This window comes from Halapricum desulfuricans (assembly GCF_017094525.1).
Taxonomy (GTDB): Archaea; Halobacteriota; Halobacteria; order Halobacteriales; family Haloarculaceae; genus Halapricum; species Halapricum desulfuricans.
The window spans coordinates 920,292-944,399 of sequence record NZ_CP064788.1; the positions used below are offsets into that span (position 1 = coordinate 920,292).

General features: G+C 63.6%; 23 protein-coding genes, 1 tRNA gene and 3 pseudogenes. 12 read left to right on the plus strand and 15 right to left on the minus strand.

The window, feature by feature from the left end:
* Positions 1 to 7 precede the first annotated feature (7 nt).
* The 4 genes from HSR122_RS04685 to HSR122_RS04700 all read right to left on the minus strand — a co-directional run bounded on the left by HSR122_RS04685 (position 8) and on the right by HSR122_RS04700 (position 3,617).
* A complete protein-coding gene (locus tag HSR122_RS04685) occupies positions 8 to 661 on the minus strand; it encodes an anthranilate synthase component II (protein ID WP_229111561.1) in 654 nt (217 codons plus the stop codon).
* Positions 658 to 2,157 (minus strand): aminodeoxychorismate synthase, component I, encoded by a 1,500-nt coding sequence (gene pabB / locus HSR122_RS04690; RefSeq protein ID WP_229111563.1) that lies wholly within the window; start codon positions 2,155 to 2,157, stop codon positions 658 to 660. Before pabB ends, HSR122_RS04685 begins: the two co-directional genes overlap by 4 nt.
* A 67-nt stretch (positions 2,158 to 2,224) precedes the next feature.
* A complete protein-coding gene (locus HSR122_RS04695) occupies positions 2,225 to 2,800 on the minus strand; it encodes a helix-hairpin-helix domain-containing protein (RefSeq protein ID WP_229111567.1) in 576 nt (191 codons plus the stop codon).
* A gap of 25 nt (positions 2,801 to 2,825) precedes the next feature.
* Positions 2,826 to 3,617: a shikimate dehydrogenase gene (locus HSR122_RS04700; protein WP_229111569.1), complete on the minus strand. Its 792-nt coding sequence runs from the start codon at positions 3,615 to 3,617 to the stop codon at positions 2,826 to 2,828.
* A gap of 95 nt (positions 3,618 to 3,712) precedes the next feature.
* On the opposite strand from HSR122_RS04700, the gene HSR122_RS04705 reads away from it, so the two are divergent.
* Positions 3,713 to 5,275: a hypothetical protein gene (locus HSR122_RS04705; protein WP_229111571.1), complete on the plus strand. Its 1,563-nt coding sequence runs from the start codon at positions 3,713 to 3,715 to the stop codon at positions 5,273 to 5,275.
* A gap of 42 nt (positions 5,276 to 5,317) precedes the next feature.
* Here the strand turns inward: HSR122_RS04705 and HSR122_RS04710 are convergent, their stop codons facing one another.
* The 6 genes from HSR122_RS04710 to HSR122_RS04735 all read right to left on the minus strand — a co-directional run bounded on the left by HSR122_RS04710 (position 5,318) and on the right by HSR122_RS04735 (position 11,943).
* Positions 5,318 to 6,715: an ATP-binding response regulator gene (locus HSR122_RS04710; protein ID WP_229111572.1), complete on the minus strand. Its 1,398-nt coding sequence runs from the start codon at positions 6,713 to 6,715 to the stop codon at positions 5,318 to 5,320.
* A gap of 73 nt (positions 6,716 to 6,788) precedes the next feature.
* Positions 6,789 to 7,685, minus strand: a complete 897-nt coding sequence (locus HSR122_RS04715) for a Vms1/Ankzf1 family peptidyl-tRNA hydrolase (RefSeq protein ID WP_229111574.1) — start codon at positions 7,683 to 7,685, stop codon at positions 6,789 to 6,791.
* A 25-nt stretch (positions 7,686 to 7,710) separates the two neighbouring features.
* Positions 7,711 to 8,064, minus strand: a complete 354-nt coding sequence (locus tag HSR122_RS04720; protein WP_229111576.1) for a DUF5802 family protein — start codon at positions 8,062 to 8,064, stop codon at positions 7,711 to 7,713.
* 174 nt (positions 8,065 to 8,238) lie between these two features.
* Positions 8,239 to 10,872, minus strand: a complete 2,634-nt coding sequence (leuS, locus tag HSR122_RS04725) for a leucine--tRNA ligase (RefSeq protein ID WP_229111578.1) — start codon at positions 10,870 to 10,872, stop codon at positions 8,239 to 8,241.
* A gap of 135 nt (positions 10,873 to 11,007) precedes the next feature.
* Entirely contained in the window at positions 11,008 to 11,451 is a 444-nt protein-coding gene (locus HSR122_RS04730; protein ID WP_229111580.1) for a type IV pilin, read from the minus strand.
* Between the two features lie 3 nt (positions 11,452 to 11,454).
* Positions 11,455 to 11,943: a type IV pilin gene (locus HSR122_RS04735; protein ID WP_229111581.1), complete on the minus strand. Its 489-nt coding sequence runs from the start codon at positions 11,941 to 11,943 to the stop codon at positions 11,455 to 11,457.
* Positions 11,944 to 12,368: 425 nt separating this feature from the next.
* Here HSR122_RS04735 and gnd point away from each other — a divergent pair, with 425 nt between their 5' ends.
* From gnd to HSR122_RS04755, 4 genes are all read left to right on the plus strand, one after another.
* Positions 12,369 to 13,274, plus strand: a complete 906-nt coding sequence (gnd, locus tag HSR122_RS04740; protein WP_229111582.1) for a phosphogluconate dehydrogenase (NAD(+)-dependent, decarboxylating) — start codon at positions 12,369 to 12,371, stop codon at positions 13,272 to 13,274.
* A 31-nt stretch (positions 13,275 to 13,305) separates the two neighbouring features.
* Positions 13,306 to 13,950 carry a hypothetical protein gene (locus HSR122_RS04745; RefSeq protein WP_229111583.1) on the plus strand — a complete coding sequence of 215 codons (645 nt, stop codon included), beginning with the start codon at positions 13,306 to 13,308 and terminating at the stop codon, positions 13,948 to 13,950.
* A 124-nt stretch (positions 13,951 to 14,074) separates the two neighbouring features.
* Positions 14,075 to 14,647 carry a 2Fe-2S iron-sulfur cluster-binding protein gene (locus tag HSR122_RS04750; RefSeq protein ID WP_229111584.1) on the plus strand — a complete coding sequence of 191 codons (573 nt, stop codon included), beginning with the start codon at positions 14,075 to 14,077 and terminating at the stop codon, positions 14,645 to 14,647.
* A gap of 126 nt (positions 14,648 to 14,773) precedes the next feature.
* Positions 14,774 to 14,846 (plus strand) — tRNA-Arg (locus HSR122_RS04755).
* A gap of 404 nt (positions 14,847 to 15,250) precedes the next feature.
* On the opposite strand, the gene HSR122_RS04760 is transcribed toward HSR122_RS04755, so the two are convergent.
* The 3 genes and pseudogenes from HSR122_RS04760 to HSR122_RS04770 all read right to left on the minus strand — a co-directional run bounded on the left by HSR122_RS04760 (position 15,251) and on the right by HSR122_RS04770 (position 16,965).
* On the minus strand, positions 15,251 to 15,469 hold the full coding sequence (locus HSR122_RS04760; RefSeq protein ID WP_229111586.1) for a hypothetical protein: 219 nt from the start codon (positions 15,467 to 15,469) through the stop codon (positions 15,251 to 15,253).
* Between the two features lie 57 nt (positions 15,470 to 15,526).
* Positions 15,527 to 16,206: pseudogene (locus HSR122_RS04765) on the minus strand (IS6 family transposase).
* A gap of 99 nt (positions 16,207 to 16,305) precedes the next feature.
* A complete protein-coding gene (locus tag HSR122_RS04770; protein WP_229111588.1) occupies positions 16,306 to 16,965 on the minus strand; it encodes a DUF5518 domain-containing protein in 660 nt (219 codons plus the stop codon).
* Between the two features lie 348 nt (positions 16,966 to 17,313).
* Here HSR122_RS04770 and HSR122_RS04775 point away from each other — a divergent pair, with 348 nt between their 5' ends.
* The 3 genes from HSR122_RS04775 to HSR122_RS04785 all read left to right on the plus strand — a co-directional run bounded on the left by HSR122_RS04775 (position 17,314) and on the right by HSR122_RS04785 (position 19,532).
* Positions 17,314 to 18,522, plus strand: a complete 1,209-nt coding sequence (locus tag HSR122_RS04775; RefSeq protein ID WP_229111590.1) for a hypothetical protein — start codon at positions 17,314 to 17,316, stop codon at positions 18,520 to 18,522.
* A gap of 142 nt (positions 18,523 to 18,664) precedes the next feature.
* The gene (locus HSR122_RS04780; protein WP_229111591.1) at positions 18,665 to 19,183 is read left to right on the plus strand and encodes a hypothetical protein; all 519 of its coding nucleotides are present in this window, start codon (positions 18,665 to 18,667) and stop codon (positions 19,181 to 19,183) included.
* 19 nt (positions 19,184 to 19,202) lie between these two features.
* A complete protein-coding gene (locus tag HSR122_RS04785; protein WP_229111592.1) occupies positions 19,203 to 19,532 on the plus strand; it encodes a hypothetical protein in 330 nt (109 codons plus the stop codon).
* 200 nt (positions 19,533 to 19,732) lie between these two features.
* Here the strand turns inward: HSR122_RS04785 and HSR122_RS04790 are convergent, their stop codons facing one another.
* Complete coding sequence (locus HSR122_RS04790) at positions 19,733 to 20,656, minus strand: hypothetical protein (protein ID WP_229111594.1); 924 nt, start codon at positions 20,654 to 20,656, stop codon at positions 19,733 to 19,735.
* Positions 20,657 to 20,666: 10 nt separating this feature from the next.
* Complete coding sequence (locus tag HSR122_RS04795) at positions 20,667 to 20,834, minus strand: hypothetical protein (protein WP_229111596.1); 168 nt, start codon at positions 20,832 to 20,834, stop codon at positions 20,667 to 20,669.
* Positions 20,835 to 20,987: 153 nt separating this feature from the next.
* Between HSR122_RS04795 and HSR122_RS04800 the strand changes: the two are divergent.
* The 4 genes and pseudogenes from HSR122_RS04800 to HSR122_RS04815 all read left to right on the plus strand — a co-directional run.
* Positions 20,988 to 21,124 (plus strand): annotated as a pseudogene (locus HSR122_RS04800) (helix-turn-helix transcriptional regulator); the annotation flags it as partial.
* Positions 21,125 to 21,297: 173 nt separating this feature from the next.
* Positions 21,298 to 21,792 (plus strand): hypothetical protein, encoded by a 495-nt coding sequence (locus HSR122_RS04805; RefSeq protein ID WP_229111598.1) that lies wholly within the window; start codon positions 21,298 to 21,300, stop codon positions 21,790 to 21,792.
* Positions 21,793 to 22,218: 426 nt separating this feature from the next.
* Positions 22,219 to 22,632, plus strand: a pseudogene (locus tag HSR122_RS04810) (phosphatase PAP2 family protein); the annotation flags it as partial.
* A 293-nt stretch (positions 22,633 to 22,925) separates the two neighbouring features.
* On the plus strand, positions 22,926 to 24,107 hold the full coding sequence (locus HSR122_RS04815; RefSeq protein ID WP_229111600.1) for a hydrogenase small subunit: 1,182 nt from the start codon (positions 22,926 to 22,928) through the stop codon (positions 24,105 to 24,107).
* The last annotated feature ends 1 nt before the right edge of the window (position 24,108 follow it).

Consider the following 24,108-nt stretch of genomic DNA (forward strand, 5'->3'; position numbering starts at 1 on the left):
GGGTAGTTCACCAGTATTCCCGGAAGAACGACGCCAGCAACCGTTTCCCGTGCTCGGTCAGGACACTCTCGGGATGGAACTGCACGCCGACGTGCGGCCGTGACTCGTGTCGAACCGCCATAACGAGCGACCGTTCGTCGTCGGTCCGGGCCGTCTCGATCAGCCCGTCGGGCAAGTCGGCCCGCTCGACCGCCAGCGAGTGATAGCGGCCGACCTCGAACGTCTCCGGCAGCCGCGCGAAGACCCCCGCCCCGTCGTGGGAGATCGTCGACGGCTTGCCGTGGACAACGTCCGGCGCGTAGCCGACCGACCCGCCGTTGGCCGCACACAGCGCCTGATGGCCCAGACACACTCCCAGCGTCGGGATCGACAGTTCCTCGAAGATTGCCGTCGAGACGCCCGCTTCCGCCGGTGTCCCCGGCCCCGGCGAGACGACGATCGCGTCCGGGTCGAGTTCGCGGATCCCCTCGATGTCGATTTCGTCGTTGCGGCGGACGATCACGTCGTCGTGGTGGCTGGTTGCTTCCTCGCCGCCGCTCGCCCACTTCGAGGACTCCTTGCGGTCGTCCTCGCTACTCTCGACGATTTCTCCAACGTACTGCACGAGATTGTACGCGAACGAATCGTAGTTGTCGATCACCAGTACCGACAGCCCGCTCATCGCGACTGCCCTCCCTCGGACTGTTCGCCACGTTCCCCGACAGCAAAATCAGGCCCGCTGTCCATAGCCGCGTCGACGGCGTTGATCAGCGCTCGCCCCTTGTCCAGCGTCTCCTGATACTCCCGCCGCGGGTCCGAGTCGTGGACGATCCCCGCGCCGACCCGGAGGTGATACTCCCGTCCGTACCGGACTAGCGTCCGGATGACGATGTTCAGCGTCGCCCGGTCGTCGAACCCGAAGATCCCGATCGATCCCGTGTAGGGACCGCGGCGGGTCGACTCGACCTCGTCGATGATAGCCATCGTCCGGGGCTTGGGCGCGCCGGTGATTGTCCCGCCCGGGAACACCGCTTCGACGGCGTCTTGGAGTGTCCGGTCGCCGCGCAGACGCCCCTCGACGAGCGACACGAGGTGCATCACCTCGCTGTAGCGGTCGACGCGGCGGTACTCGCTCACCTCGACGGTCCCGTACTCGCTGACCTTCCCGAGGTCGTTGCGCTCGAGGTCGACGAGCATCGCGTGTTCGGCCCGCTCCTTCTCGTCGCCGGTCAGCTCGGCTTCCAGTCGCTCGTCCGCCGCCGGCGTCTCGCCGCGCGGTCGCGTCCCCGCGATCGGCTCGGTTTCGAGTCGCTGACCCGCTCGATCCAGGAGCAGTTCGGGACTGGCGGACACCAGATCGACACCCGGGAACTCCAGCAACGCCGAGTACGGGGCTGGGTTGACCGACCGCAACGCATCGAAGACAGCGACCGGATGGGCCGCCGCCGGAGCCGCGAGGCGATGGGAGACGTTCGCCTGAAACGTATTCCCGTCACGGACGTGTGCTTTGACTCGTCGAACCCGCTCGGCGAAGGCGTCTGCCCCACACTCGCTCCGGAACGTCGCTCGCTCGCGCTCGACTGACGGTGGCCCGACGGTCGGATCGCCGTCGACGGCCGCTTCGGCCAGCTCGAGTGCCCGCTCGCGGCCGTGCTCGTATGCGTCAAACGCGCCCTCGAAGGCATCCACGCGGGGACAGGCGGTCACGTGCACCGTCGTCGGCTGCTCGCGCGGTTCGCGCCAGGCGGCCAGCCGGTCGTAGACGCCAAGTTGCATGCGCGGCAGGTCCCGGTCGCGGGTGGCCGATTCCGGGAGCGACTCGATCTCACGGGCGACGTCGTAGGAGAGCCAGCCGATCGCGCCGCACGGATAAGGTATCTCACAGTCTCCCCGGGACAGCGACTCCCCACCGACGACCGATTCGAGCGTCGACAGCGTCCCCTCGCCGGGCCACGTCTCGACGAGTTCGACCGGATCGACGCCGAAGTACCCCCAGCCCGAGCGACCGCCGGTGGTCCCCAGATAGACGCTGCCGTCTCCGGCCCGTGCGCGTCGGTAGGCCTCGAACGGGTCGTCGACTTCGACCGTGACCTCGACGGGGACGCGGTGGTCGCCGGAGGTCGCCGTCGCTGCCGTCAGAAAGGACTCCCGATCCGTCTCGACTCGCGGTTTGCCCATTGTCTGTCCGAAGCAGACGGGGCTGCTTGTAGGTTGCGAGGCCGGCAACGTTGACGGAACGCAGAATTCAGCGGTGTTTCGCGCGGTCGATCCAGGTCTGCAGGCGCTTCTCGGAGATGTCGGTCTCCTCGGCGAGCGCATCGGCGTCACGAACCGCCAGATCCGCGACCGTCTCCACGCCGGCGTCGGCGAGCCGATCGGCGTACGTCGATCCGATTCCCTTGATCACGTCGGTCGGTTCGTCCGTCCCGAGACCCTCGTCCGGTTCCGGTTTGGTCTCCTCGTCCGGCTCTGTTTCCTCGTCGGGTGCTGTCTCACCCTGTTCTGCACTCGGTTTTTCGCCGGGTTCTGTCTCGTCGGCCGCTTCGTCTCCCTCCGGCTCATCGTCGCCGGCCTCTTCGGCGTCCTCGGTCGCCGAGACATCGCCTTCCTCGGCAGCCTCGCCTGTCGTGTCAGTGCCCTTGACGGCGTCTTCGGACCCCGTCGAGGGTTCGCGCTCGACTGTAACTGTCGTCTCTTCGGACGTGGATTCGGTGGCCAGTTCGTCTCCCGTCCGGGGTGGTCGCCGTTCCGACTGCTGGCCTCGGGGTCCACCGAGCCCGAGCGCCGCCTTGATCCGATCGAGTAGGTCCGACAATCCCATGTGCGCGTTTTCGATCCCGGATTACTTAAAGCCGGGCGCGAAGCGCCGCGTTCATCGACTCGACCGGCGCGTCCCGCCCGGTCCACCGTTCGAAGGCCTCGACGCCCTGGTACAGCAGCATCCACGCCCCGTCGACGGTCGTCGCGCCGGCGGCCGCCGCGTCGCTGAGCAGTCGTGTCTTGATCGGCGTGTACACCGCATCGAGGACGGCAAGCCCCTCGTGGAGCGCTTCGGCCGGGACCGGCGAGCGATCCTCCTCCATACCGACGCTCGTGGCGTTGACCAGCACGTCCGCCTCGGCGAGCAGCGCCGGGAGTTCGTCGAGACCGTGACCGCTCGCCCCGGGCACTGCCTCGGCCAGTCCGTGTGCGCGTTCGACGGTCCGGTTCGCGATCCGGACGCTCGCTCCGGCGTCGGCCAGTCCGAACGCAACGGCCCGACCCGCACCGCCGGCCCCGACGACGACCGCCTCGCCGTCGAGAGCCACGCCGTGTGCTTCCAGCGCTCGCACCGCGCCGACAGCGTCGGTGTTGTAACCGACTGGACCGTTGCCGGCGAAAGCGACGGTGTTGACCGCGCCGATTCGCGCCGCGAGGTCGTCCGGCTCGACGGCCTCCAGCGCGTCCTGCTTGAACGGGATCGTCACGTTCAGTCCGGCGACGCCCAGCGTCTCGGCGGCCTCGATCGCGGGTGCCGCCGCCTCCGGCTCGAAGGTGACGTATCTGGCCTCGATCCCGAGTTCGTCGTAGGCCGCCTCGTGCATCGGCGGCGACAGCGAGTGCTCGACCGGGTTCCCGATCAATCCGTAGACGTCCATACGCCAGCCTCAGGAGCGATCGAGTTAAGCGTTCATCGATGAGTCCGTCGTAGCCGGGACATACTACTATGACCGAGGGTCCCATAGCGTCGCCAATGACAGATCTGGCCGAGCTGGTGGCGCGCTCGCTCGAAGCGGCCACGCGCGAGGAGTTCGACAGCCGTGTCCGGGAACAGACGGAGTTTCTCTACGGACAGCTCGACGAGGGCGCGCTCGACAACGAGGGGTTCGCGATCGGACTCGAGATGGAAGTGTACGCGGTCGCCGGGCAGCGAGACGACAGCGAGCGGACGGTTCGGCCGACCGAAGCGAGTCGATTGCACCAGATTCCGGGGAGCATCTTCGAGGATACCGACGCCGTCAGCAAGGAACTCGGATTGCACAACGCCGAGATCAACACTGATCCCAATACCTTCGACGCGGCCGGGCTCGACGCGCAGGCCACCGCAATCGAGATGGAAACCCGGAAAGCTCGTGCGGCGGCGGGCGAAGAGAACTGCGCGCTCGTCCTCGACGCGATGTGGACGATCCCGCCGGAATCGGGGACCGTCGAGTACCTCTCGGCGACGACGGACCTCGACGGCGTTCGGCTGGCGACCAACATGCGCACCGATCCGCGGTACGTGGCGATCGACACCGACCTGCTTGAGCGGGCCGACGGGTCGATCGAGCTGTCGGTGCCGGGCGTCGAACGATCGTTTCCCTCGATCCTCCTCGAATCGCTGGCGACGTCGATCCAGCCGCACCTGCAGATCCCACAGACAGAGGATTTCCCCGAGTACTACAACGCCGCGATCCGGACGATGGGGCCGCTGGTGGCGCTGGCGAGCAACTCCCCGTTTCTCCCTGCGGACCTCTACAGCGAAGTGTCAGATCCCGAACGGCTGCTCGAGGACTCCCACCACGAACTCCGGATCGCCGTCTTCGAGCAGTCGGTCAACGTCACCCCCAACCCGAAAGTCCGCGTCCCGTCGGACCTCGACGCCGTGACTGACGTCGTCGACGACGTGCGCGAGGACGACGTCGTCGCGCCGTTTCTCAGTGAGTGGCTCGACGCTGGCTCCGGCAGCGAGTACACGGACAACTACTGGGAGTTCGAGCACAAGCGCGGCACGTACTGGCGGTGGGTCCGCTGCGTGATCGGTGGCGACCCCGTCGAGGGGGCCGGCGACGAGCGCTCGGTCCGGATCGAGTATCGCCCGCTACCCACTCAGCCGACCGTCACGGACGTAGTCGGTCTCCAGGCGCTGACCGCCGGGTTGATCCGCGGGCTGGTCGCCGCCGACCACCCCATCACTGACCTCCCGTGGGACGCGACCGAGTCGGCGTTCTACGCGGCCGCCAGGGACGGACCGGACGCCGAGCTGGCGTGGGTGACCGCCGACGGCGAGCGCACGGCCGATCGCGACGAGATCTTCTCCGAGGTGTTCGAGTACGCCAAATACGGGCTCGACGTTCAGGGGATCGACGACGGCGCGTCGTATCTCGATCCGATCCGGGCGCGCTGGCGGGCGGAGACGACGCCCAGCAGCTGGAAGAAAACCCGCGTGCGCGAGCACATCCAAGACGGTCTCGGATTTTCGGCGGCGATCGAGCGAATGCAACGCGAGTATATCAGGCAAAGTCGCGAAACCGATTCGTTCGCGGAGTGGCTATAGCGATTCGCAGGCAACTGTTGTGGTCTTCGATGCGGTCACCGGTCACTTTTCGGCGACTTCGACGCCCGTGATCTCGAACCATGCGCCACCGCGCTCGCTGTCGGCAATCTTGATTTCCCAGCCGTGTGCACCGACGATCTGTCTGACGATCGTCAGCCCGAAACCGGTCCCTCGCTCGTCGGTCGAGTAGCCACTCTCGAAGACGGACTCACGCTCATCCGGGGGGATTCCAGGGCCGTCGTCAGCAACGTAGAAACCGCCTTCGAGCCCGCCGACTGTGACAGTGACGTCATCCCCGCCGTGCTGGTCGGCATTCCGAAACAAGTTCTCAAGCAGCGTCGTCAACCGGTTCGGATCGGCACGTATCGTCGGGATATCGTCGACAACGAGGTCAGAATCGCGTGTATCAACGTTGTTCCAGCACTGCGTGACGCATTCCTGCAGCCGTACGGGTTCGAGTTCACCGACGACCTCTCCCTGCTGGGCAAGCGACAACAGGTCCGTGATGAGGTCGTCCATCCGCTTCAGCTCCCCCTCGATGTCGTCGAGGTGCGGGCTATCACAGTCTTCTCTGACCAACTCCAGTCGTCCATTCGCCACGTTCAGGGGATTCCGAAGGTCGTGAGAGACGAAGCTGGCGAACTCCTCCAGACGGTCCCGCTCCCGTTTGAGCTCGCGTTCGCTGTACTTCAGCTCCGAAACGTCCCGACAGATGGCTACGGTCCCGTCCACGCGTCCGTTCTCGTCGTAATGCGGGTACCGGAGCGTCGAGAACCACTCCTCGCCCCGGTGAGGGAACGACGGGCGGATCTCGTACCGAAGCGCAGACTCCGTTTCGATCACTTGCGCTTTGTTCGACGCGATTGTGTCGGCAGCCTCCTCGTCCATGAACGCGTACTCGTCGGCACCGAGCAGGTCATTCGTCGACATACTCGCGTAGTCCGCCACGGCTTGATTGATGACCTCGAACTCCCCGTCCCGGTTCTGCAACATCACCGGGTCGTCGAGTTGCTCGACGACATCCCGATACAGCAGGAGCCTCTGTTCGGCGTGATAGTCCTCGATCTCCGCAAGCAGGACATCGATCAGGTCCGGCACGCTCGATTTCGGATCATTCCGTTTCCTTACGTAGCGATCCGCGCCGAGATTGAGCGCCTCGATCGCTGTTTCCGCACCAGTTTCTGAGGTGAATAAAATGAACGGTATATCACTCTCCCGTTCTAGCCGGATCGACGTCAGGATGTCGAGTCCATCACCTTTCGGGAGGTGGTAGTCGGAGACAACGGCGTCGTATTCTCGCTCGTTCAGGCAATCGAGCGCGTCGCTCGCGGACGCTGCGGTCTCGACCCTGAATTGACTCTCCGCACGTGATAGCGTCTCCTCGAGCGCGTTCGCAGCGGCCGACTCGTCGACGAGAAGTACTTCCAACGGCGCGCCCACATCCGATTTCTATGCGCTATCGCCAGATAAATGCCCATCCACCGTTATCAGCGTTGATATCACTATGACAGTATCAGATCCCGTACAGCGTGACCGTCCAGAAGTCCTCAAAGGCCTGTTCGAGCGCTGGTTCGGGCTCGCCCGTGGCGTCGACGGCGGCGGTCGCGTCGGCGGCGTCGCTGACCGCGCCGAGGACGCTTCGCTCGCCGACGACGAACAGCGGCGCGTCGCCCGGCCGCTCGGCGAGCGCCTCCTGACAGCGCCCGAGGTGCGTGTCGATCTGACCGTCGCGGATCCGCTCGAAGCGCGACTGTGAGAACCCGCCCTTGGAGTGGTTGCTCTTGAGTTCGCTGTCGAAGCCGTGAAAGGCCGTCCGCTCGCGCCCCTCGTAGACGCCCATCGCGAACAGGTCTGACCGGACGAGCGCGAGCGTGAACCGCCCGGTCGGCTCGAACCACGACCGTTCGAGTTCGACGCCGTCGCTCCAGCGCGCGAATGGCTCCGGGGGGTTCGGGATATCGAAAGCGGCACTCACCATCCCGGCGTCGTCGGTCACGGCCAGACAGGGCGCGGCCCGGGAGATCAACGCCGCACGCTCGCCGAACCCCTCTCTAAGCGCGTCCGGTATCCGGTGGTCGTCGGCGACGACCGCGGTGAGGACACTCTCCGGTTGCCCTTCGAGCGACGCCAGTCGGTCGAGGACGTCCCCGACGCGCTCGCCCGCGAGTCGCTCGCGTCGTCGGTAGGACAGGGTCTGTTCGCCGTCTTCGAGTCGGTCGATCCGGTCCCGCAATTGCGTGATCCGGTCTTCGAGTTCGTTGACGCGACGTTCGGCGGCCTGTCTGTCGGTGACGGCGTCCTTGCGACGCTCCCGCTCGGCCTCGAGGCGGTCCTGCAGGTCGGCCTTCTCGTCTTCGAGCGTTTCGATGCGCTCTTTGAGTTCGGCGCGGCCGAACAACTCGTCGAACATACCCGCATGCGGGAGACGAAGGCGCTTAAATCCCGGTCTGATCCGGCAGGGACTGTTCCATCCCCAGCAGTTGCTCGGCCCGGTCGGCCTTCACGAGGAAGACCTCTCTGAGCGCCGGGGGATTGCGGATCCGCGCGTCGTCTTCGAGAATCGCCGGCGGAACTGCGAGCGTGTCAGCCGGCACGCCGTCGTCGGCGTGGACCCGGAAGTGTCGCGTCCCGAGTTTCATTACGAGCGGCTGTTCGGGTGTCGTGTGCTCTGCGTACAGTTGCGTCGCTATCTGTTCGTACTGCTGGCGACACAGTGTCGCTGGCTCGTGGTCCTGTGGCTCGACGTAGCGACGCCCGAGATAGTACCCCCGGGAGAACTGTTCGAACATTCTATGCGTGTGTCTCTCTCACACGAACGCGTATAAGTCTTCCGCGGGCTCGTCCGGGCCGGCTGTGGGAGCAGCACAATCGACGCGGGATCACTCCCCGGAGACGCGCTTGATCGCGGTCGCGTTGACGAAGTAGACAGTCGCGTTCATTTCGAGATGGTATCGCCACCAGGATCAGGAGATATAGATCGCTGGCCGGCCGGGTTCGGCCCGCGCTGCGAGTTCGTCGTCGGCGTCGCTCGCCTCGCGCACCTCGACGGCGGCGTCGAACTCGTCTTCGAGCAGCCACGATGCTCGCTCCAGTTCCGCCCGCTCGGTCGCCCGCGAGAGGACCGGTTCCAGCCCTTCCCGCTGGAGGGACTGGGCGTACGATTCGGCGGCTGTACCGTGCTGGCGAACCGTCTCGTCGCTCATGACCGCCGAGACGATCGACTCCTCGTCGGCCTCGCGGGCGGTCTCGTAGGCAGTGTACTTCCAGCCCGGCGCGACGACCAACTCGACTCGCTCGGGGTTATCGATCCCAGCGGTCTCGACGATGTCGCGCACGTCGTCTCTGACTGTTGTGACGAGCGTGCGCTCGCGGTCGTAGGCCTCGATATCGCTCGCGGTCGTCGGCCAGTCGGCCTCGACGATCAGTCTGTCGGCCTGCAGCATGTTCCAGCACTCCTCTGCCAGGTACGGCGCGACGGGCGCGAGCAGCCGAAGCAGGGTCTTCAGTCCCGCCCGGTAGGTCTCGGCGTCCGGCGTGTCGTAGGCGCGATACCGGCCGAGCAGTCGCGTGAGCCGCCGGATTTCGTCGATCGCTTGATGAATCCGAAAGCTGTCGTAGTCCTCTGTCGCCGCCGCGACCGCCCGGTCGAGTTCTCGGTCGAGATACCGCTCCGCGGGACCGTCCCGGTCGGCCAGTTGAATCCCCTCGGCGTACTCGTAGACGAGGCTGTAGATGCCCTGCTGGAGGTCGTAAGCCTCGCCGACGTCCTTGGCCGCCCAGTCGAAGTCGCGGTTCGGGTGGGCCGCGCTGAGCACGAACAGCCGCGTCGTCTCCGCGCCGTACTCGTGAGGCGCGATCGCGTTGCCCTCGGTGTCCGACATTTTCCGGCCGCCGTGCAGGACCGTCCCCTGATTGACGAGCCGATCGACCGGCTCGCGGTGCTCGAGCAGGCCGATATCGGCCAGCGCGCGGGCGAAAAACCGGATGTACAGCAGGTGTAACACGGCGTGTTCCTTCCCGCCGACGTAGACGTCGACCGGGAGCAGCTCGTTTGCGAGGTCCGGATCGAAGGGCACGTCCTCGCGGTCGGGCGAGAGAAATCGCAGGAAGTACCACGACGAATCGACGAACGTGTCCATCGTGTCGGTCTCGCGTTCGGCGGGTCCGCCGCATTCGGGACAGGTCGTCTCCGTCCAGTCAGTCGCCTCATCGAGGGGGTTGCCCCGCGTCTGGACGAACTCGGGCAGCTCGATCGGGAGGTCGTCCTCGGGGACGAGCACCGGGCCGCACTCCTCGCAGTGGACGATCGGGATTGGCGTCCCCCAGTAGCGCTGGCGGGAGATCAGCCAGTCGCGCAGGCGATACTGAGTGTCCGGCTCGGCGGCGTCGAGGTCGTCGACGATCTCCGATCTGGCCGCCTCGGTCGAGCGACCCGTATACGCGCCGCTGTCGAGCAACTCGCCCTCGCCGGTGTAGGCCTCGCGGTCGAGATCAGCCGACCCCGACGCGGGTTCGACGACCTGTCGGACCGGAAGATCCATCGCCGTCGCGAACTCGTGATCGTGCTCGTTGTGGCCAGGGACGCCCATCACCGCGCCCGTGCCGACGTCATCGAGCACGTACGCCGCGACGTAGACCGGGATCTCCTCGCCGGTCGCGGGGTTCGTCGCCGTCCGGTCGGTCGGGACGCCCGCGGTCTCGCGCTCCTCGTCGGTCTCGACGTACTCGGCGACGGTCGCGTCCTCGGCGGCCAGTTCGCGCGCGAGGTCGTGGCCGGGACCGACCGCCAGATAGGTCGCGCCGTGGATCGTCTCGGGCCGGGCGGTGAAGACCTCGACCGGGCCGTAGCCGCCGACCTCGAAGGCGACTTGTGCGCCCTCGCGTTTGCCGATCCAGTTGCGCTGCATCTCGGTGACGCTGTCGGGCCAGCCATCGAGGTCGTCCAGTCCCGCCAGCAGTTCCTCGGCGTAGTCGGTGATCGTGAAGAACCACTGGTCGAGTTCGCGCGTCTCGACCGGCGTGTCACACCGCCAGCAGACCCCCTCCGTGCCGGGATCGAGATCGACATCCGCGGGCGGATCGACGACCTGCGCGTCGGCCAGCACGGTCTCGCAGTCGGGACACCAGTTGACCTCGGCCCCGCGGTAGTCGACCAGCCCTTCCTCGTAGAACTCCCGAAAGAAGTGCTGGTTCCAGCGGTAGTACTCGGGGTCGGAGGTCGTGATTTCGCGGCTCCAGTCGTAGCCAAAGCCCATCGTCTCCATTTCCTCGCGCATTCGCGCGATGCAGGAGTCAGTCCATGACTGGGGGTCGGTCGCGCGCTCGTGGGCGGCGTTCTCGGCGGGCAGGCCGAAGGCGTCCCAGCCCATCGGGTGCAGGACGTCGTGGCCCTGCATGCGCTTGAACCGGGCGTAGGCGTCCGTGATGGCGTAGTTGCGGACGTGGCCCATGTGGAGGTTGCCCGACGTGTAGGGGAACATCCCCAGGACGTACAGCGGGTCCTCCAGGTCCTCGAGTTCGTAGACGTCTTCCTGGTTCCAGCGGTACTGCCAGAACTCCTGTACGCTCTCGTGGTCGTAGGTGCGTCCTCGGTGCATTGGTGGCTCCCCGCGTCCGGCGCGTTACCGGGGGTTCGGGTGAACGAGGGAAAACACTTCGGCTGTTCGGGGTCGTCTAGGTGGAGACGTGGCTGTTGTGAAGAGTGAATAAAACGAAAAAGTGAGTTTCGTTAGTTAGGCCTCAGGACCTTCCCAGGTACCAAGTGTGGATGACGAGTCGCCGGAGGGATCATTGTAGACGACTCGGACAGTATCGTCAATGTCCACGCCGATATTTGCTGTATCCCCAGACGAGACATCATTTGACCAAGGCGATTCAGTACTATTTCCGTCCGTCACTTCTAGGTCCTCGCCGCTAATTGTGTCTCCGCTTTCGTGAGTTACAGTGAGTGTGCCGTTTCGAGAAGTATCATTTAGATAGTAGTTGCTAGACGGTGTGGTTGAATTGTCATAGTCGAAATCAAAGCTCGCCTGCGGTGTCGTGTTCGTTGTGTCGCCCAGTCCGAGGACGAACGACGCGATGACAGCCGCGAGGATCACCGTGATCGCGACCATCAGGATCACGCCGATCACCGGACTGACTGCGTCGTCGTCGGTGAAGAGTTCTTTCAGTTTCATAGATTATGCGTCAGGCCCTTCCCAAGTGCTGAGCGTGCTGGAGCTATCTCCAGACTCATCAGTGTATACGATTCGGACTGTGTCATCACTGTCGACTCCAAAAGTGAGAGTAGTGCCGGCACCGATTTTTTCACCATCATCTATGGTGCTGCTGAAGTTGCTACTAAGGTCCTCGATAGTATGATCTCCGTCCGTGATGGATAGCCGGTTTTCATTTATCGAGTCGCCACTTTCGTGAGTGACCGTCAGGTTTCCAGTAGTGTTGGCGCTACTGGATTGAGCCAAATCAGCGACGCTAGCATTGGTTCCGTTCCCGGCACTATCATAATCAAAGTCAAAGCTCGCCTGCGGTGTCGTGTTCGTTGTGTCGCCCAGTCCGAGGACGAACGACGCGATGACAGCCGCGAGGATCACCGTGATCGCGACCATTAGGATCACGCCGATCACCGGACTGACTGCGTCGTCGTCCGAGATGAGTTGTTTTAGTTCCATTGTTGATCACTCGTTGGCACGCTAGCGCGAGCACGTCCACGACTGCGACCGACACATCCGAATCCGTGACCGCGTGCCCGGCCCGCGTGTCTGCTTCTTTCTGTCGCCAAGGGACTACATAAAGCTTTACTATCGTTCTGTCTATATCCCCTACGTCGTGCGTTTTCTCGGCGTGAAAACACCTCAGTTCTCGTTCTCAGCCCGGAGAACCGAGCCACGGTATCGCTTACCTTACTCTCTCAGCTGATACGTGAAACCGTTGTACGAAAAACTTTGGTATCAGATCTGATGACAGTCTCGCGGAATCGGCAGTTCAGGACAGCGATTGGACGGGGACTCGACACCCGACAGCGCGCCATCGGGCGGTTGGACGGTCGCGACCCAAAACCACAACCCCTACTACCGGGGGCGAACCAGAGTGGCGTATGGAGATCGGAGTCATCGGACTCGGTCGGATGGGACGCATCGTCGCGGATCGACTGCTCGCGGACGGCCACAGCGTGGTCGCCTACGACGTCGACCCCGAGACCGTCGCCGCGGCCGCCGAAGACGGCGTCACGCCCGCGGAATCGATCCCGGATCTGGCCGAGCAGCTGGACGCGCCCAAGCGGATCTGGCTGAACGTGCCCGCCGGCGACCCTGTCGACGCCGCACTGGAGGAACTCGAACCCCACGTCGACAGCGACGACATCGTCGTCGACGGCGGCAACTCCAACTTCGAGAACTCGATCCGCCGCGCCGAGGAGACCGACGCCACCTACCTCGATTGCGGGACCAGCGGCGGCCCGGCCGGCGCTGAGCTGGGCTTCTCGATGATGATCGGCGGCCCCGAGTGGGCCTACGAGGAACTGACGCCGGCGTTCGACGCCGTGGCGACCGGGCCGGAGGGCCACGACCGGATGGGTCCCCCGGGATCGGGCCACTACGTGAAGATGATCCACAACGGCGTCGAATACGCGCTGATGCAGGCCTACGGCGAGGGCTTCGAGTTGCTGGCCAACGGCCGCTACGACCTGGACATGGAAGCGATCGCCCACACCTGGAACAACGGCGCAGTCATCCGGTCGTGGCTGCTCGAACTCGCCGAGGAGGCGTTCCGCGAGGAGGGCAACGACCTCGGGGACGTCGCGGACTACGTCGCCGGCGGCTCGACCGGCACCTGGACGGTCCAGGAAGCACTCGAACAGGAGGTGCCGGTGCCGCTGATCTATCAGGCCCTTTCCGAGCGGTTCAACTCCCGGGCGACCGGCGACGGCGAGGGGCGGTTCTCCCGTCGGCTGGCCAACCGGCTCCGGTACGGGTTCGGCCGCCACGAGATCGCACGGAAGTAACGCAGCGACCGGACGATCGGGGGTGATTCCAGTGCTGTCATCGAGCGATACTGATCGATACCGGAACGCCGAGCCCGTCGCAACGCAGTACCTCCGACGCGAGCGCCCGCTTTCGACACTCCTCGTCGTGCTCGCAGTGTCCGTGTTTCTCGGTGCGTACCTGACCACGTCGCTGGTACCCGCGGTGGGCGTCGCCGTGGTGGAGGTCGTCGTCCTTCGAATGCCAGTGCTCCGGACACACGGGACGGCCCGGCTCAGTACTGACGACGACCCGGACGCGGTTCGCGCCGCGTTCGCGGGGCCGCGGCCGCCGGTTCTGGCCTTACAGTGGGGGATCGCGGACGAGGTGGCAGCGGAGGACGACACGGCGACCTACACGATATCGTATTTGTTCGGGCTGCGATCGACCGAGTTGGCCGTCCGAACCCGAACAGCGACGATAGATGGAGGCGAGCGAGTCGAACTCGAGGTGACCGAGAACGGCCGCCCGTGGGGGAGCTACACGGCGACGATCAGGCGTGACGGCGACCGGACGATCGTCGACATCGAGTACGTGTCCGATCGGCGCACCGGCCTTCGGCGTCTCCCGCAGACGCTCGTCGCTCGAAGATACCGGGACGAGATACTCGAAGCACAGGGCTACACCGTCCTTGAACGGCATTCGCACATCGTGTAGCCTTCCAGCTATTGGACGCTGTCGCCGTCCGTCGGGCGTTCGGTCACCGTAACGCAGTCGGGAGATCGCCGGCTGATTTGCCGGTGCACCAACCCCTATAAGACGCTGTTTCATATCCGGCCACATGGTTCAGACAGCGGGTCTCCTGCTCGGCCTCGGGCTGACCCTCGTGGCGGTCGTGTTGCATTTCGCGCGCGGGACCGGCTGGCAGGCCGGTGACGACATCTCCCGGGACGTGCTCGAACGCCGGGCGGCCTCGGTACCGGAGACGGACTTCCCCGAGCCCTACAATCGCGGTGTCGGCGGCGGTGCGCCGGCCGGGGCGATCGCCGCCGGCGAGTCCGAGGCCGAGATCGAGGACAGCGACAGCGAGGACGCCGGGTTCGATCCGGACGCGATCGAGGAGGTCGAATACTACGAGATCGAGTTCACCAAGGAGGGAAAGACAATCGAGGTAGCAAGCAACGAGACCATCCTCGAGGCCGGTGAGGACGAGGACTGGGACCTGCCCTACTCCTGTCGGCAGGGGCAGTGTCTCTCGTGTGCCGCTCACATCGACGACGGGCCGGCCGAGGAGTTCGTCCGCCACAGCAACAACGACACTCTCTCCGAGGAGGAGATGGACAACGGCTACTGTCTGACGTGCGTGGCCTATCCGACCGCCGAGTTCACGATCGAAACCGGCGAACAGCCCTGACCGTCCACTCTCATACTGTACCCCCCTGTATCGATCGCCTGAGTCGAGTGGCGGGAGCGGCATATCGGCGCAGTATCAGGGCGAGTCCACAACGGTTATACTCGGTTCGCCGTTACCGGTTCGTGAGGGCGCGTAGCTCAGTGGACAGAGTGCTTGGTTCCGGACCAAGTTGTCAGGGGTTCAAATCCCCTCGCGCCCGCTTTTGCGACGAACGGACGTGAAGAGCAAAGCGGCAGGGGATTTGAACCACGCGAGACGAACGCAGTGAGTCTCGCCATCGGGTTCAAATCCCCTCGCGCCCGTCGCTGATATTTTCACCGAAATCACGTCTCACACCCTATGATTCGGGCGTTTCGCGTTCTACTGTTGGAATGTGTATGCTTTCGTTCGATGGGCAACCGGGCGAGTGGTGGCCACGGGAGTTCGCGTCCAGCCACCCTGGTCCCAGCAGAGAAAATCAGTCGCCGATTGACACGACAGTTCATATTCTGTCATATCTCGCGTGCAAGACTTAGAGGTTGTAGTCGTCACGAGACCCAATCATTTCTCCATCTGAATTCTGAATTATATTGTGGGACGTGCCTGCGAGTTTAACTCCACGAATTACAGTGCGAGACCTAACGCCACGAAGAGAACGCCCATGAGCCCGACAACATACGAGTACAACCATGCTCGCGTGCGCTGTTTGTCTTTTGCCCACTGTGGCGCACGCTCGATATCGTCAAAAGACACCCACGGTCGTGCCCGCGAGAGCGGATCGCTGGCAGTGTAGACAGCAACGGCAATCAGAAAAATGCCGAGCACAAGCGCAGCGAGGTTCATACATGACATTACAGTCAGATGTTCAAATTTTTGTCGACTGCCCTGACTCGGCACTGTCTAGTTCAGCACCTCCTCAGCTGGAGTTGAGCCATCTAACGCTTGGTTCGGTCGATTGCGGTTGTAGTAGTGTCTGAAGCGTCTCAGCCAGCGTTTCGCGCTTGATTGACTGCCCCGCCAGAACGAGTGAAAGCGGTCGATTCGCATAGTGACCGTCTGGAACCTCTTTTCGATGTGGTTCCGATCTTCATAGTCGAGGTGACCGCTTAGATCGTGTCGAGAGAGGGCAGTCAGATAGCCACCAGCATTGACGAGAAACTCTGTATCGGCGACATCGTGTTTCTCGGTGAGGCGATGCAGGAACGCCGCCGCGGGGTCATCCCGCGGCGGCTGAACACATCTACTTCGAGGAGGAGTTTCGATTCCGTGTCGATGGCGGCGTAGAGCCACTTCTTTTCGCCATCGACCTCGATCTGTTTCTCATCGACCGCAACCCGCGACGGCGCTGCCGTCGGCGGGTCGCTCTGGTCTTCGGCAAGCGTCTCCTTCCAGTACCAGATCGCTTGGTAGCAGCGATCGACACCCAGCCAGTCGAAGACGGCCTCGACTTCACGGAGCGACAACCCCATCGAGTGAAGTCGAACCGCGAAACAACGGACGGGTGTCGGCGTGCGCTCGTTCTCCCAAGTATCTTGATTCTCCACGTCTAAGCGTTCTCTAAGGAGGTCTGCGAGTTCCATGAACAGTTCTCGCTACGACCTCCTCGCTACTCAATCCCTCAACTAGACAGTGCCTCGTACGCGATTCAGCAACTACTGTCAATCGGTAGGGGAAAAGCGCTACCGGAGCCACCCGCCGAGGAACCCGCCTAGGGCACCGAATCCGACCGTGTAAACCAGGACAGCGAACAGCGCAGTAGCAAGTACGACTGCGACGGCCCCGACCACTTCACCGGCAAGACCAGTGAACAGACCAACCGCGACAAAGAGAGCGACAACGAGCAGCGGCAGGGCCGAGAACAGCCCGGCGATCGCACCTGTGACTGCCCCGCTAGCGCGCTCGTCGGGATCAAGATAGCCCGCTGTCGCGCCACCCAGTGCCGTCGAAAACGGGACGAATCCGAGGACAGTTGCGGCCGTCGCGCCCGCAATACCGAGAACCCAGCGTGGCGTCTTCGTCCCGTTCTTTCGGGCGCGTCCGTGCACGACGACCACAGCGACCCCGAAGAGGGTGAACAGGGCTCCGGCGGCCGCGAGTCCGAGACTGCCCCACTGACCGAGCGTGACGGCCGCGTCGATCACCTCTGCCTCCGTCAGCCCCTCGAGCTGGAGGTCGGCGTCACGGACGAGCTCGGACATTTCGGACCGGTCTATCTGGGAATATCCGACGATACCCGCGATTGACGTGGCCAGCCCGCCGAGGACCACCAGCCCGCCAAGCAGCCAGTCGAACAGTCGATCGAACGCGATACTGTCGGTCTCGATTTGCTTCTGACCCATACACGGTCGTACCGTCCTGACCTCGATAAAAAGGGGTTCAGTGTTTCCGACTCGAAAGTGCGACAACGATTCACTCGGTTACGAACGTCTCGGATCAGGGAGAGAGACAGCCATCGGGGCGCTCGTTGCTGTCCCGGCGCGAAAGCTGTCGATGCGCAATTACTTTATTCGGCGCGCTACGATCTCTGTACAATTAGTCCTCGATCGCAACCCATGATCGAACTCACCCGCCGCCGACTGCTCAAGGCCGGCACCGCAGCCACAGCCCTGTCGGTCGCTAGGTGCCTGCAGTCGCCCAAGTCGGGACCGAACACCGGGTGGTTTCCGGCAGGTAGCGGTCGTCGCACGATGGCGTATCTCGACTTCGGACTCACTCAGAGCGTCTCCGACGTCGATCCGACGCTTCCGCTGATTCTACACTCCGAGACGGAGGGTAGCCCGACCGAGTTCGTCCCCCAGCTTCCGTCGGCCGACGAGCTGGGCGACCCGCTTGTCCGGTTCCCCCTCAAGGCCGGCGGACAGGTGATCGCCGTTGGTATCCTGCAACTCGCCGCGACGGGACTGGGTGACCTCGTCGACCCCGGGCGGTCGGGCCGGGGAATCACCGACCTGTTCGTCGTTGACGAGACCGTCATCGGGGCCGGTGACATCGACGTCGGCCGGGCCGCGGAGTCGCTTCGGTCCGGTACTGACGGCGCGTTCGGCGAGGTCCGGTTCACCTCGACCGGCGACCACGACGGGTACACGCTGTACGAATCGGATCTCGAAGACAGCGTGGTCGTCGCCCTCGGCGAGGACGCTGTCGTCGCCGCTGGAACGGCCGCCGACGTCCGGACGGTCCTCGAGACGCGAGCCGGCGAGAACGACAGGCTCGCCGCGACATACGACACTGCAGGGTGGCTGTTCGACACTGCCGGACTGGGAAACCTGTCGGTCGGATGGGTCAACGCGATCGACCTTGAAGAGTACTACTGGGACGACCAGTCGGTGAGCCAGGCGGCGAAGACGCTCGGGGAGCACGAACACGCGCTCGCGACGCTGTCATTCGCCCCCGAGCGCGACGAGGTGACGGCTGATATCGCGGTCGCCGATCGGGACCTCGAGGCGTCCGTGACCGATCGGATCGAATCGCGGTTCGGCTCGGCGGCCGTCGAGGCGACGACCTCGGTCGATGGCAATCGGCTCACCGTGACCGGAACGTACACCGACGACGCCATCGACATTGAGTTCGACAAGCGCGGACGCACGGAGACCCCGGCGGCCCCGTCCGGCGAAGACATCCCCGAGCCGGTCCGTGAGGCCGTCGAAGACGGCGAGTTCACGTTCGAACACCGACCGGAGAACAGTCTCGTCCGCGTCAACTTCGAGGGCGAGATCGACGCCGACGAGGTGACGATCCGGGCCCGCCCGTCCGGCCTCGAGTCGTCGATGTCCCCAGCGGATTCGATCAGGTACCTCAACGTCATGGTCGAGTCGGACGACCGGGAAGTGATCGTCATCGTCACTGTCGACGACTTGTCGGGGGTCGTCGCGCGGACGACGCTCGACGAGCAGTGACACGGGCGAGTGGTAGGCAGTCACGGAACGGTCGCTGTCCGGTGGTGTAGCCCCGGGTACGGAGCGCTCGCGAGCCAGCGGTACGTTTCCGGGTGCGAAACGCTCGATCCGGTTTCATATCTCGGGGCTGCATGGGTCCGATATGGACCGATGGACTGCCGTTGAGGGTATTGATGGCAGAGCGCTTGACCGCCGGCGCGTGCTGGCGGCCGGTGCGAGCGTGACGACGGCCGTGCTGGCCGGCTGTTCGGAGATGCTCGATTTCTTCGGTGGACTCGTCCTCGAGGACGTGAACGTGTTCAACACGACAGAACACCGGATCACGGGGTCGGTCGTCGTCACGGATCCGGACGAGACGACCGCGCTTGATGCGACGTTCGATATTCCACCGGAGGGAGAAACCGAGGACGAGGGCACGGCGACGACCTACGGTGGCGTTCTTGAGGATGCCGGACAGTACACCGTGTCCACGACGATTGACGGCGGCCCCGGCGTCGACGCTCCGGTCACTGTCGAACGAAGCGTCGACGTGACCGAACCCGGAGACCAGCACGTCATCGTCGGACTCGGTACCGAAAGCGGAAGCGTCAGTGTCTTCGTCGAGGTCATCGACGAGTTCTCCGATCTCGAAGAGACGACGATCACGCCGGAAGACGGGTGACGGTGCCGGCGCTCGGGCCATGTCGCTCCAGTTCTTCGTACGGCTGGCCGACGACGTAGTCGAGGTAGACGTTGGTGAATCCGCCGGCGCACGCACCGGCCAGACTGTCTATCTTCGAGATATCGCAGTCGATACGGCGCTCAAGCGCGAGGGCGTCCGCGCCGTTGACCGTGATCGACTCGTCCGCTTTGAGTTCGAGAAGCTGGACCTGCTTCTTGTCGTCGGCGAGATACACGGTTCCGGCCCTTCGACATTCATAATCGGCATCTCCTCGCCAGTCGCGGTTCCCTTGATGAAGCCGGTGATCCCGCTCCCGGGGGAGATCTGTCCGGCAAACGATCGCCTGTGAACGCGACCATCGTTTCCGGGCGAAATCTACGGATTTCTACGCTAATCCCTATGAATACCCCGGAGTGTGAAGTACGACAGGGAGTCACGCTCTATATATGGCATTTGTATACACAATGCTGTTTACCTTTGAGGGATAGTCACCGGAGATGGGGCAGTACCTCCTATCACGGAGTCGCTGCGGAAGCTCGACGGAAACTATCACTTACGGAGTCGTTGCAGAAAATCGACAAAAATCTCGATGTCTTGGACGAAGTTGTACCCGACATAGACGAGCCAGCCGACGACCAGCACGGCCAGCGGCAGGTAGACGCCGAGCCACAGGGCGACCGCGGCGACGAGCAGCCCCGCTGACAGTCCCCCTTCCCGGAGGAGTCGCTGGCGGAGCCAGCACCGATGTCCGTCGAACCCCTGATCGGACACCAGCAGTGGTGTCTCGTCGGATCCGCGGAGGATCGGCTGGCCTGCTTCGATCCGGAGTTCGCCGCTGACGCTCACCGTCGTCCCCTCAAGCAGCGGGCGCGCTTCCAGCAGGTAGCGATCCAGATCGACGCCCTCGTTGTGTCGTCGGACGTGACCCGCGAACCACCGGAACGAGCGGTGTTCCGTCCGGTTGCGAAGGTAGTGGTATCGGGAGTCCCAGAGGTACGTCGAGAGGCGCTCGGTATTGGTGACTCCGCCGAGTTCGAGGTCCCCGAGCGTGTCGACCCCGGTCACCTTTTCGAACCAAGAGAGGTCTATGGCGACCGTCCGGCCGTTCGCCCTGACGCTGACGCGACCGGACTCGATGCCGGAGGCGAACGTGTGCCAGTGCTGGCGTTCCCACCCCCAGTCCTCGATCGTGAGGTCGCTGTTGGTGTTGTCCGGGAACCGTGCCCGCCAGACGTATGCACCGACGGGCCGGTCGGCGTCCGGAACAGCCGCGTCTCCCGTCTCGACCGGTTCGTCGACGACCAGTTCACCCGTGAGGGCCACCTGTTCGCCGTCGACGCCGAGTCGAGAGGGGCTAGACGGTTCCGACGGGACCGATCGGAGTACCAGCAAGGCAACGAGAGCGCGATACCCATAGACGAGTGCGATCGCCACGAGACCGGCGATCACGACGAGCACGAACGTGGGAGGCATACGGAAGCACTTACTCGGCTCGTTTGAGTATCTGTGGTGTGACGACGAGCTCGAGTGCAGCGATGAACAGCAGCATCAGACGGACTGTCTGATCTTCGACGACCGAAAACGCGATAGCGACGAGTATTGCGGTCGTTGCGAGCGGTATCCCCCAGTAGAAGAGTGGACTTCGAACCATTACGTCTGGCTGATATTGCCGTCAGATGAAAAACCACTGTGACCAGTTTCTCAGCCAGCAACGGAGCCGCTGTCGTGAGATCTGCCCGCCATAGTCATCGCAATGACGCTACGCGCTATCATCACGAACGCCCCCACGAAGCGGTACGGCGACGCTCTCGCGGTCAGCGTGACCCGGCAGACGATCAACGCGATCGCTACGATCCGTCCCTTGAACTCGCCTTCGCCCTTGCGGAGCACGTCGACTGTGCTATCGAGGATATCTTCGATCCCGCCGACATCGATCCGTAGGGTCGATCCGCTGTCGCTTCACGACAGCGTCGGCAGCGACCGTTGCCGAGCCTGCAACTGGTGGTGACGATTTATACTGACTCCGGCCGATTCGTCGGACAGATGCCGCTCAGCCAGCGTGACCGTATCGACTGCGAGTCCTGCTCTTCGACTGTGCATCCCTCCGATAGAGTATGTCACTGGGCATCGTGAGTGTCACTGTTGGAGCGATCGCCACCTCTGGGCTCTTCCTAACGCTCGTCCTCTGTATCGACCGCCCACGGCAGGCGCTACAGCGCCTGGACGAGGAGATACTCGACATCGCACCGTATCTCGCTCTCGTCGGCGTCGTGATGCTGCTGCACCGAATCACACACGGCCTAAGCCTCCGGATATCGGATGCGCTGGGGCTGAACATTACAGATATTATATATGATGTCGAAGGATCGTTCGTTGTGTACCTGCAAGCAGTGACGCCGGACGGCCTCGTTCCGGTGTTCTCTGGGCTCTACATGTTCGGTTTCGCATACGTGCTCGCCACGCCGGTCGTCTTGTACGTGCTGACGTCTGCGACGAGACCAGCCAAGGAGTTGCTCGTCGCCTACGCGTTCAACAACTTGACCTCCTCCCACGACTTCAGTCGTGGGATTCCTCCGTGGGTAATCCGGGTTGGATTACCCCGGCTGTGAACTTACGGGTTCGCTGATGCACCTTCGGCCCTCATGCAAGGGTGTGGCGTGTTGAATCGGTGTATCCGCTCGGTGTTGCCCTCCTTGATGGGAGTGGCACTCACGGGCGTTCAGCACCGTGAGCAGCAGGCCGGGCCATCGGCCCCACTCCCCATTGCAGCCATCACGGGGGAGTGCTTGGGGTGACATGCCAACCGCTGCTGGTTGGGCTGCGAAGGTGTGTGAGTGTGAGAGGTGAGACGCACTCGTAGCCGTCTTGAGCGTGAGCGCGTTCCCCGCAGCAGCATGTCGCATGTCTACCAGATTTTATAACAATGAATAAATTAAATCTTGGGATTACGGACAGTCTGTACTGTGTGGTTTGTGGCATGGCATGTCGGCTTCATCCCACGGCTAAAGCCGGTGGGCTTTCGCCTCGTTACCGCTGTAATCGGGGCACTGCTGTACACCCTGTTTATCGCATACGGGCCACGGATCCGGCTCAGCGGTCGCGTTGACGGGCTGTTGTACGACTGGTTCCCACAAACACAGCAACTGACCGGCGCGGTTTCGGCGAACACTAACGTCTTCCCGTCTCTGCACACGTCGCTGTCGGTCGTCGTATTGCTTTTCGCGTGGCGGCGGAGACACGTTCAACCGCGATGGTTCGGTATCGCTTTCGTCGTGACCACTGGCATCGTCACGTCGACGATGGTACTCGACATTCACTGGCTCACGGACGTCGTGGCCGGCGTCGCGCTGGCCTACGGAAGCGTCGTTGCAGCCAGTCGGACTGTGCCAGTCGTCGACATGTTGTGGGAGCAGACAGTCGCCGAACGGTTGCCGTCCTTGACGACGTAACGAACTCGGCAAGCGTGGCGAGCGGTACCGTCTTATCCTCGTCGGTGCTGATCGTGAACCGCACGTCGATTGTGACGTGCATGTGACATCTCGTGGGTGGACACCGGAAGCGTCCCGTTCCTCGCGGGAACCAGTTACAATAATACGGATCACGCTCTCGACCGGACGTTGAAACGCAACCGCTGACGAAGCCGCTGAATCTCGCCCAGTCCTCGACTCGGTATCGAACTGGTGTTCTCAGAGTCCAAGAATCCTTACCTATTTTTAATGTCTTTTGTGGCTCTTTTCTCAGTATGGCTATACGAAGCAGTGACAGCGGCCAGACCAGGCGAAATTTCTTGAAGCTCGCTGGCACGATGTCGGCTGGAGCGGTCGTGTCTCGCCACACGGGCGAGATCGCGCAGGCGCTTCAGCAGGCGACAGACGGGCCGATCGAGGTCGCCTGGCTACAGGGCCAGAGCTGTTCGGGGTGTACGATATCGCTCTTGCAGGGACAGTACCCGACCCTCGAGGAGACCTTGAGCGAGTTCCGGATGGAGTTGACCTTCCACCCCACGCTTATGGCGGAACACGGCGAGGCCGCCATCGAGTCGATGAGCAAGTCGCCGGACGTACTCGTCCTCGAGGGGTCGGTACCGACCGAGATTCCGTCCGCCGCGACGGTCGCCGAGAAGCCGATCTACGATTGGGTCACGGAGCTGGCCCCCGAGGCCGAGTACGTGATCGGCGTGGGCAACTGCGCGGCTTTCGGCGGCTGGCCGGCGGCCGAGAACAAAAGAGGACTCCACGAACTCGGCGAGAACGTCACGGGAGCGAAGGGACTCCAGTTCGAGCAACGTTCCCAGCCCGGTGTGCTCGGGCCGGATTTCAAGGCCGGGTCGGGGCATCCAGTGATCAATCTCGGGGGCTGCCCCCCACACCCCGACTACGTCCTGTTGACGATCGCGACCGTTCTCAACGGCCACGAGCCGGATCTCGACCGGTATCAGCGACCGAAGCCGTTCTACGAACCGCTCGTCCACGACAACTGCAAGTGGCGGGGATACTTCGATCGCGGCGAGTTCGCGGACAAGCCCGGCGAGGAAGGGTGTCTGTACAAGGTGGGCTGTGCCGGACCCTACACGAACTGTGACGACCAGACCCGGCTGTGGAACGACGGGACGAGCGTCTGTCTCAACGTGGGCGCGCCGTGTATCGGCTGTATGGAACCCGGGTTCTGGGATCGCTTCCAGCCGCTGGACAAGGAGGTCGAACAGCAGAATATCTTCGGTGTCGACGTCGAGACGGCCGGTCTGGCCGCGGTCGGCGCCGGCGTCGTCGGGATCGGCGCGCACGCCGCCCGGAAGGCAATGGGATACGGGACGTCCGAGCAGGACGGCGACGGAGACCAATCAGAAAGTGCCGTCGAGGAACGCACGGCATCGGACGCCGATCAGCAGTCAGACACCGAAACGGGAGCCGACAAACCGGAGTGAT

Coding starts and splice junctions, on each gene's coding strand:
- HSR122_RS04685 (WP_229111561.1), bottom strand. CDS start 661: ATGAGCGGGCTGTCGGTACTGGTGATCGACAACTACGATTCGTTCGCG.
- pabB (WP_229111563.1), bottom strand. CDS start 2,157: ATGGGCAAACCGCGAGTCGAGACGGATCGGGAGTCCTTTCTGACGGCA.
- HSR122_RS04695 (WP_229111567.1), bottom strand. CDS start 2,800: ATGGGATTGTCGGACCTACTCGATCGGATCAAGGCGGCGCTCGGGCTC.
- HSR122_RS04700 (WP_229111569.1), bottom strand. CDS start 3,617: ATGGACGTCTACGGATTGATCGGGAACCCGGTCGAGCACTCGCTGTCG.
- HSR122_RS04705 (WP_229111571.1), top strand. CDS start 3,713: ATGACAGATCTGGCCGAGCTGGTGGCGCGCTCGCTCGAAGCGGCCACG.
- HSR122_RS04715 (WP_229111574.1), bottom strand. CDS start 7,685: ATGTTCGACGAGTTGTTCGGCCGCGCCGAACTCAAAGAGCGCATCGAA.
- HSR122_RS04720 (WP_229111576.1), bottom strand. CDS start 8,064: ATGTTCGAACAGTTCTCCCGGGGGTACTATCTCGGGCGTCGCTACGTC.
- leuS (WP_229111578.1), bottom strand. CDS start 10,872: ATGCACCGAGGACGCACCTACGACCACGAGAGCGTACAGGAGTTCTGG.
- HSR122_RS04730 (WP_229111580.1), bottom strand. CDS start 11,451: ATGAAACTGAAAGAACTCTTCACCGACGACGACGCAGTCAGTCCGGTG.
- HSR122_RS04735 (WP_229111581.1), bottom strand. CDS start 11,943: ATGGAACTAAAACAACTCATCTCGGACGACGACGCAGTCAGTCCGGTG.
- gnd (WP_229111582.1), top strand. CDS start 12,369: ATGGAGATCGGAGTCATCGGACTCGGTCGGATGGGACGCATCGTCGCG.
- HSR122_RS04750 (WP_229111584.1), top strand. CDS start 14,075: ATGGTTCAGACAGCGGGTCTCCTGCTCGGCCTCGGGCTGACCCTCGTG.
- HSR122_RS04760 (WP_229111586.1), bottom strand. CDS start 15,469: ATGAACCTCGCTGCGCTTGTGCTCGGCATTTTTCTGATTGCCGTTGCT.
- HSR122_RS04770 (WP_229111588.1), bottom strand. CDS start 16,965: ATGGGTCAGAAGCAAATCGAGACCGACAGTATCGCGTTCGATCGACTG.
- HSR122_RS04775 (WP_229111590.1), top strand. CDS start 17,314: ATGGCGTATCTCGACTTCGGACTCACTCAGAGCGTCTCCGACGTCGAT.
- HSR122_RS04780 (WP_229111591.1), top strand. CDS start 18,665: ATGGACCGATGGACTGCCGTTGAGGGTATTGATGGCAGAGCGCTTGAC.
- HSR122_RS04785 (WP_229111592.1), top strand. CDS start 19,203: ATGTCGCTCCAGTTCTTCGTACGGCTGGCCGACGACGTAGTCGAGGTA.
- HSR122_RS04790 (WP_229111594.1), bottom strand. CDS start 20,656: ATGCCTCCCACGTTCGTGCTCGTCGTGATCGCCGGTCTCGTGGCGATC.
- HSR122_RS04795 (WP_229111596.1), bottom strand. CDS start 20,834: ATGGTTCGAAGTCCACTCTTCTACTGGGGGATACCGCTCGCAACGACC.
- HSR122_RS04805 (WP_229111598.1), top strand. CDS start 21,298: ATGTCACTGGGCATCGTGAGTGTCACTGTTGGAGCGATCGCCACCTCT.
- HSR122_RS04815 (WP_229111600.1), top strand. CDS start 22,926: ATGGCTATACGAAGCAGTGACAGCGGCCAGACCAGGCGAAATTTCTTG.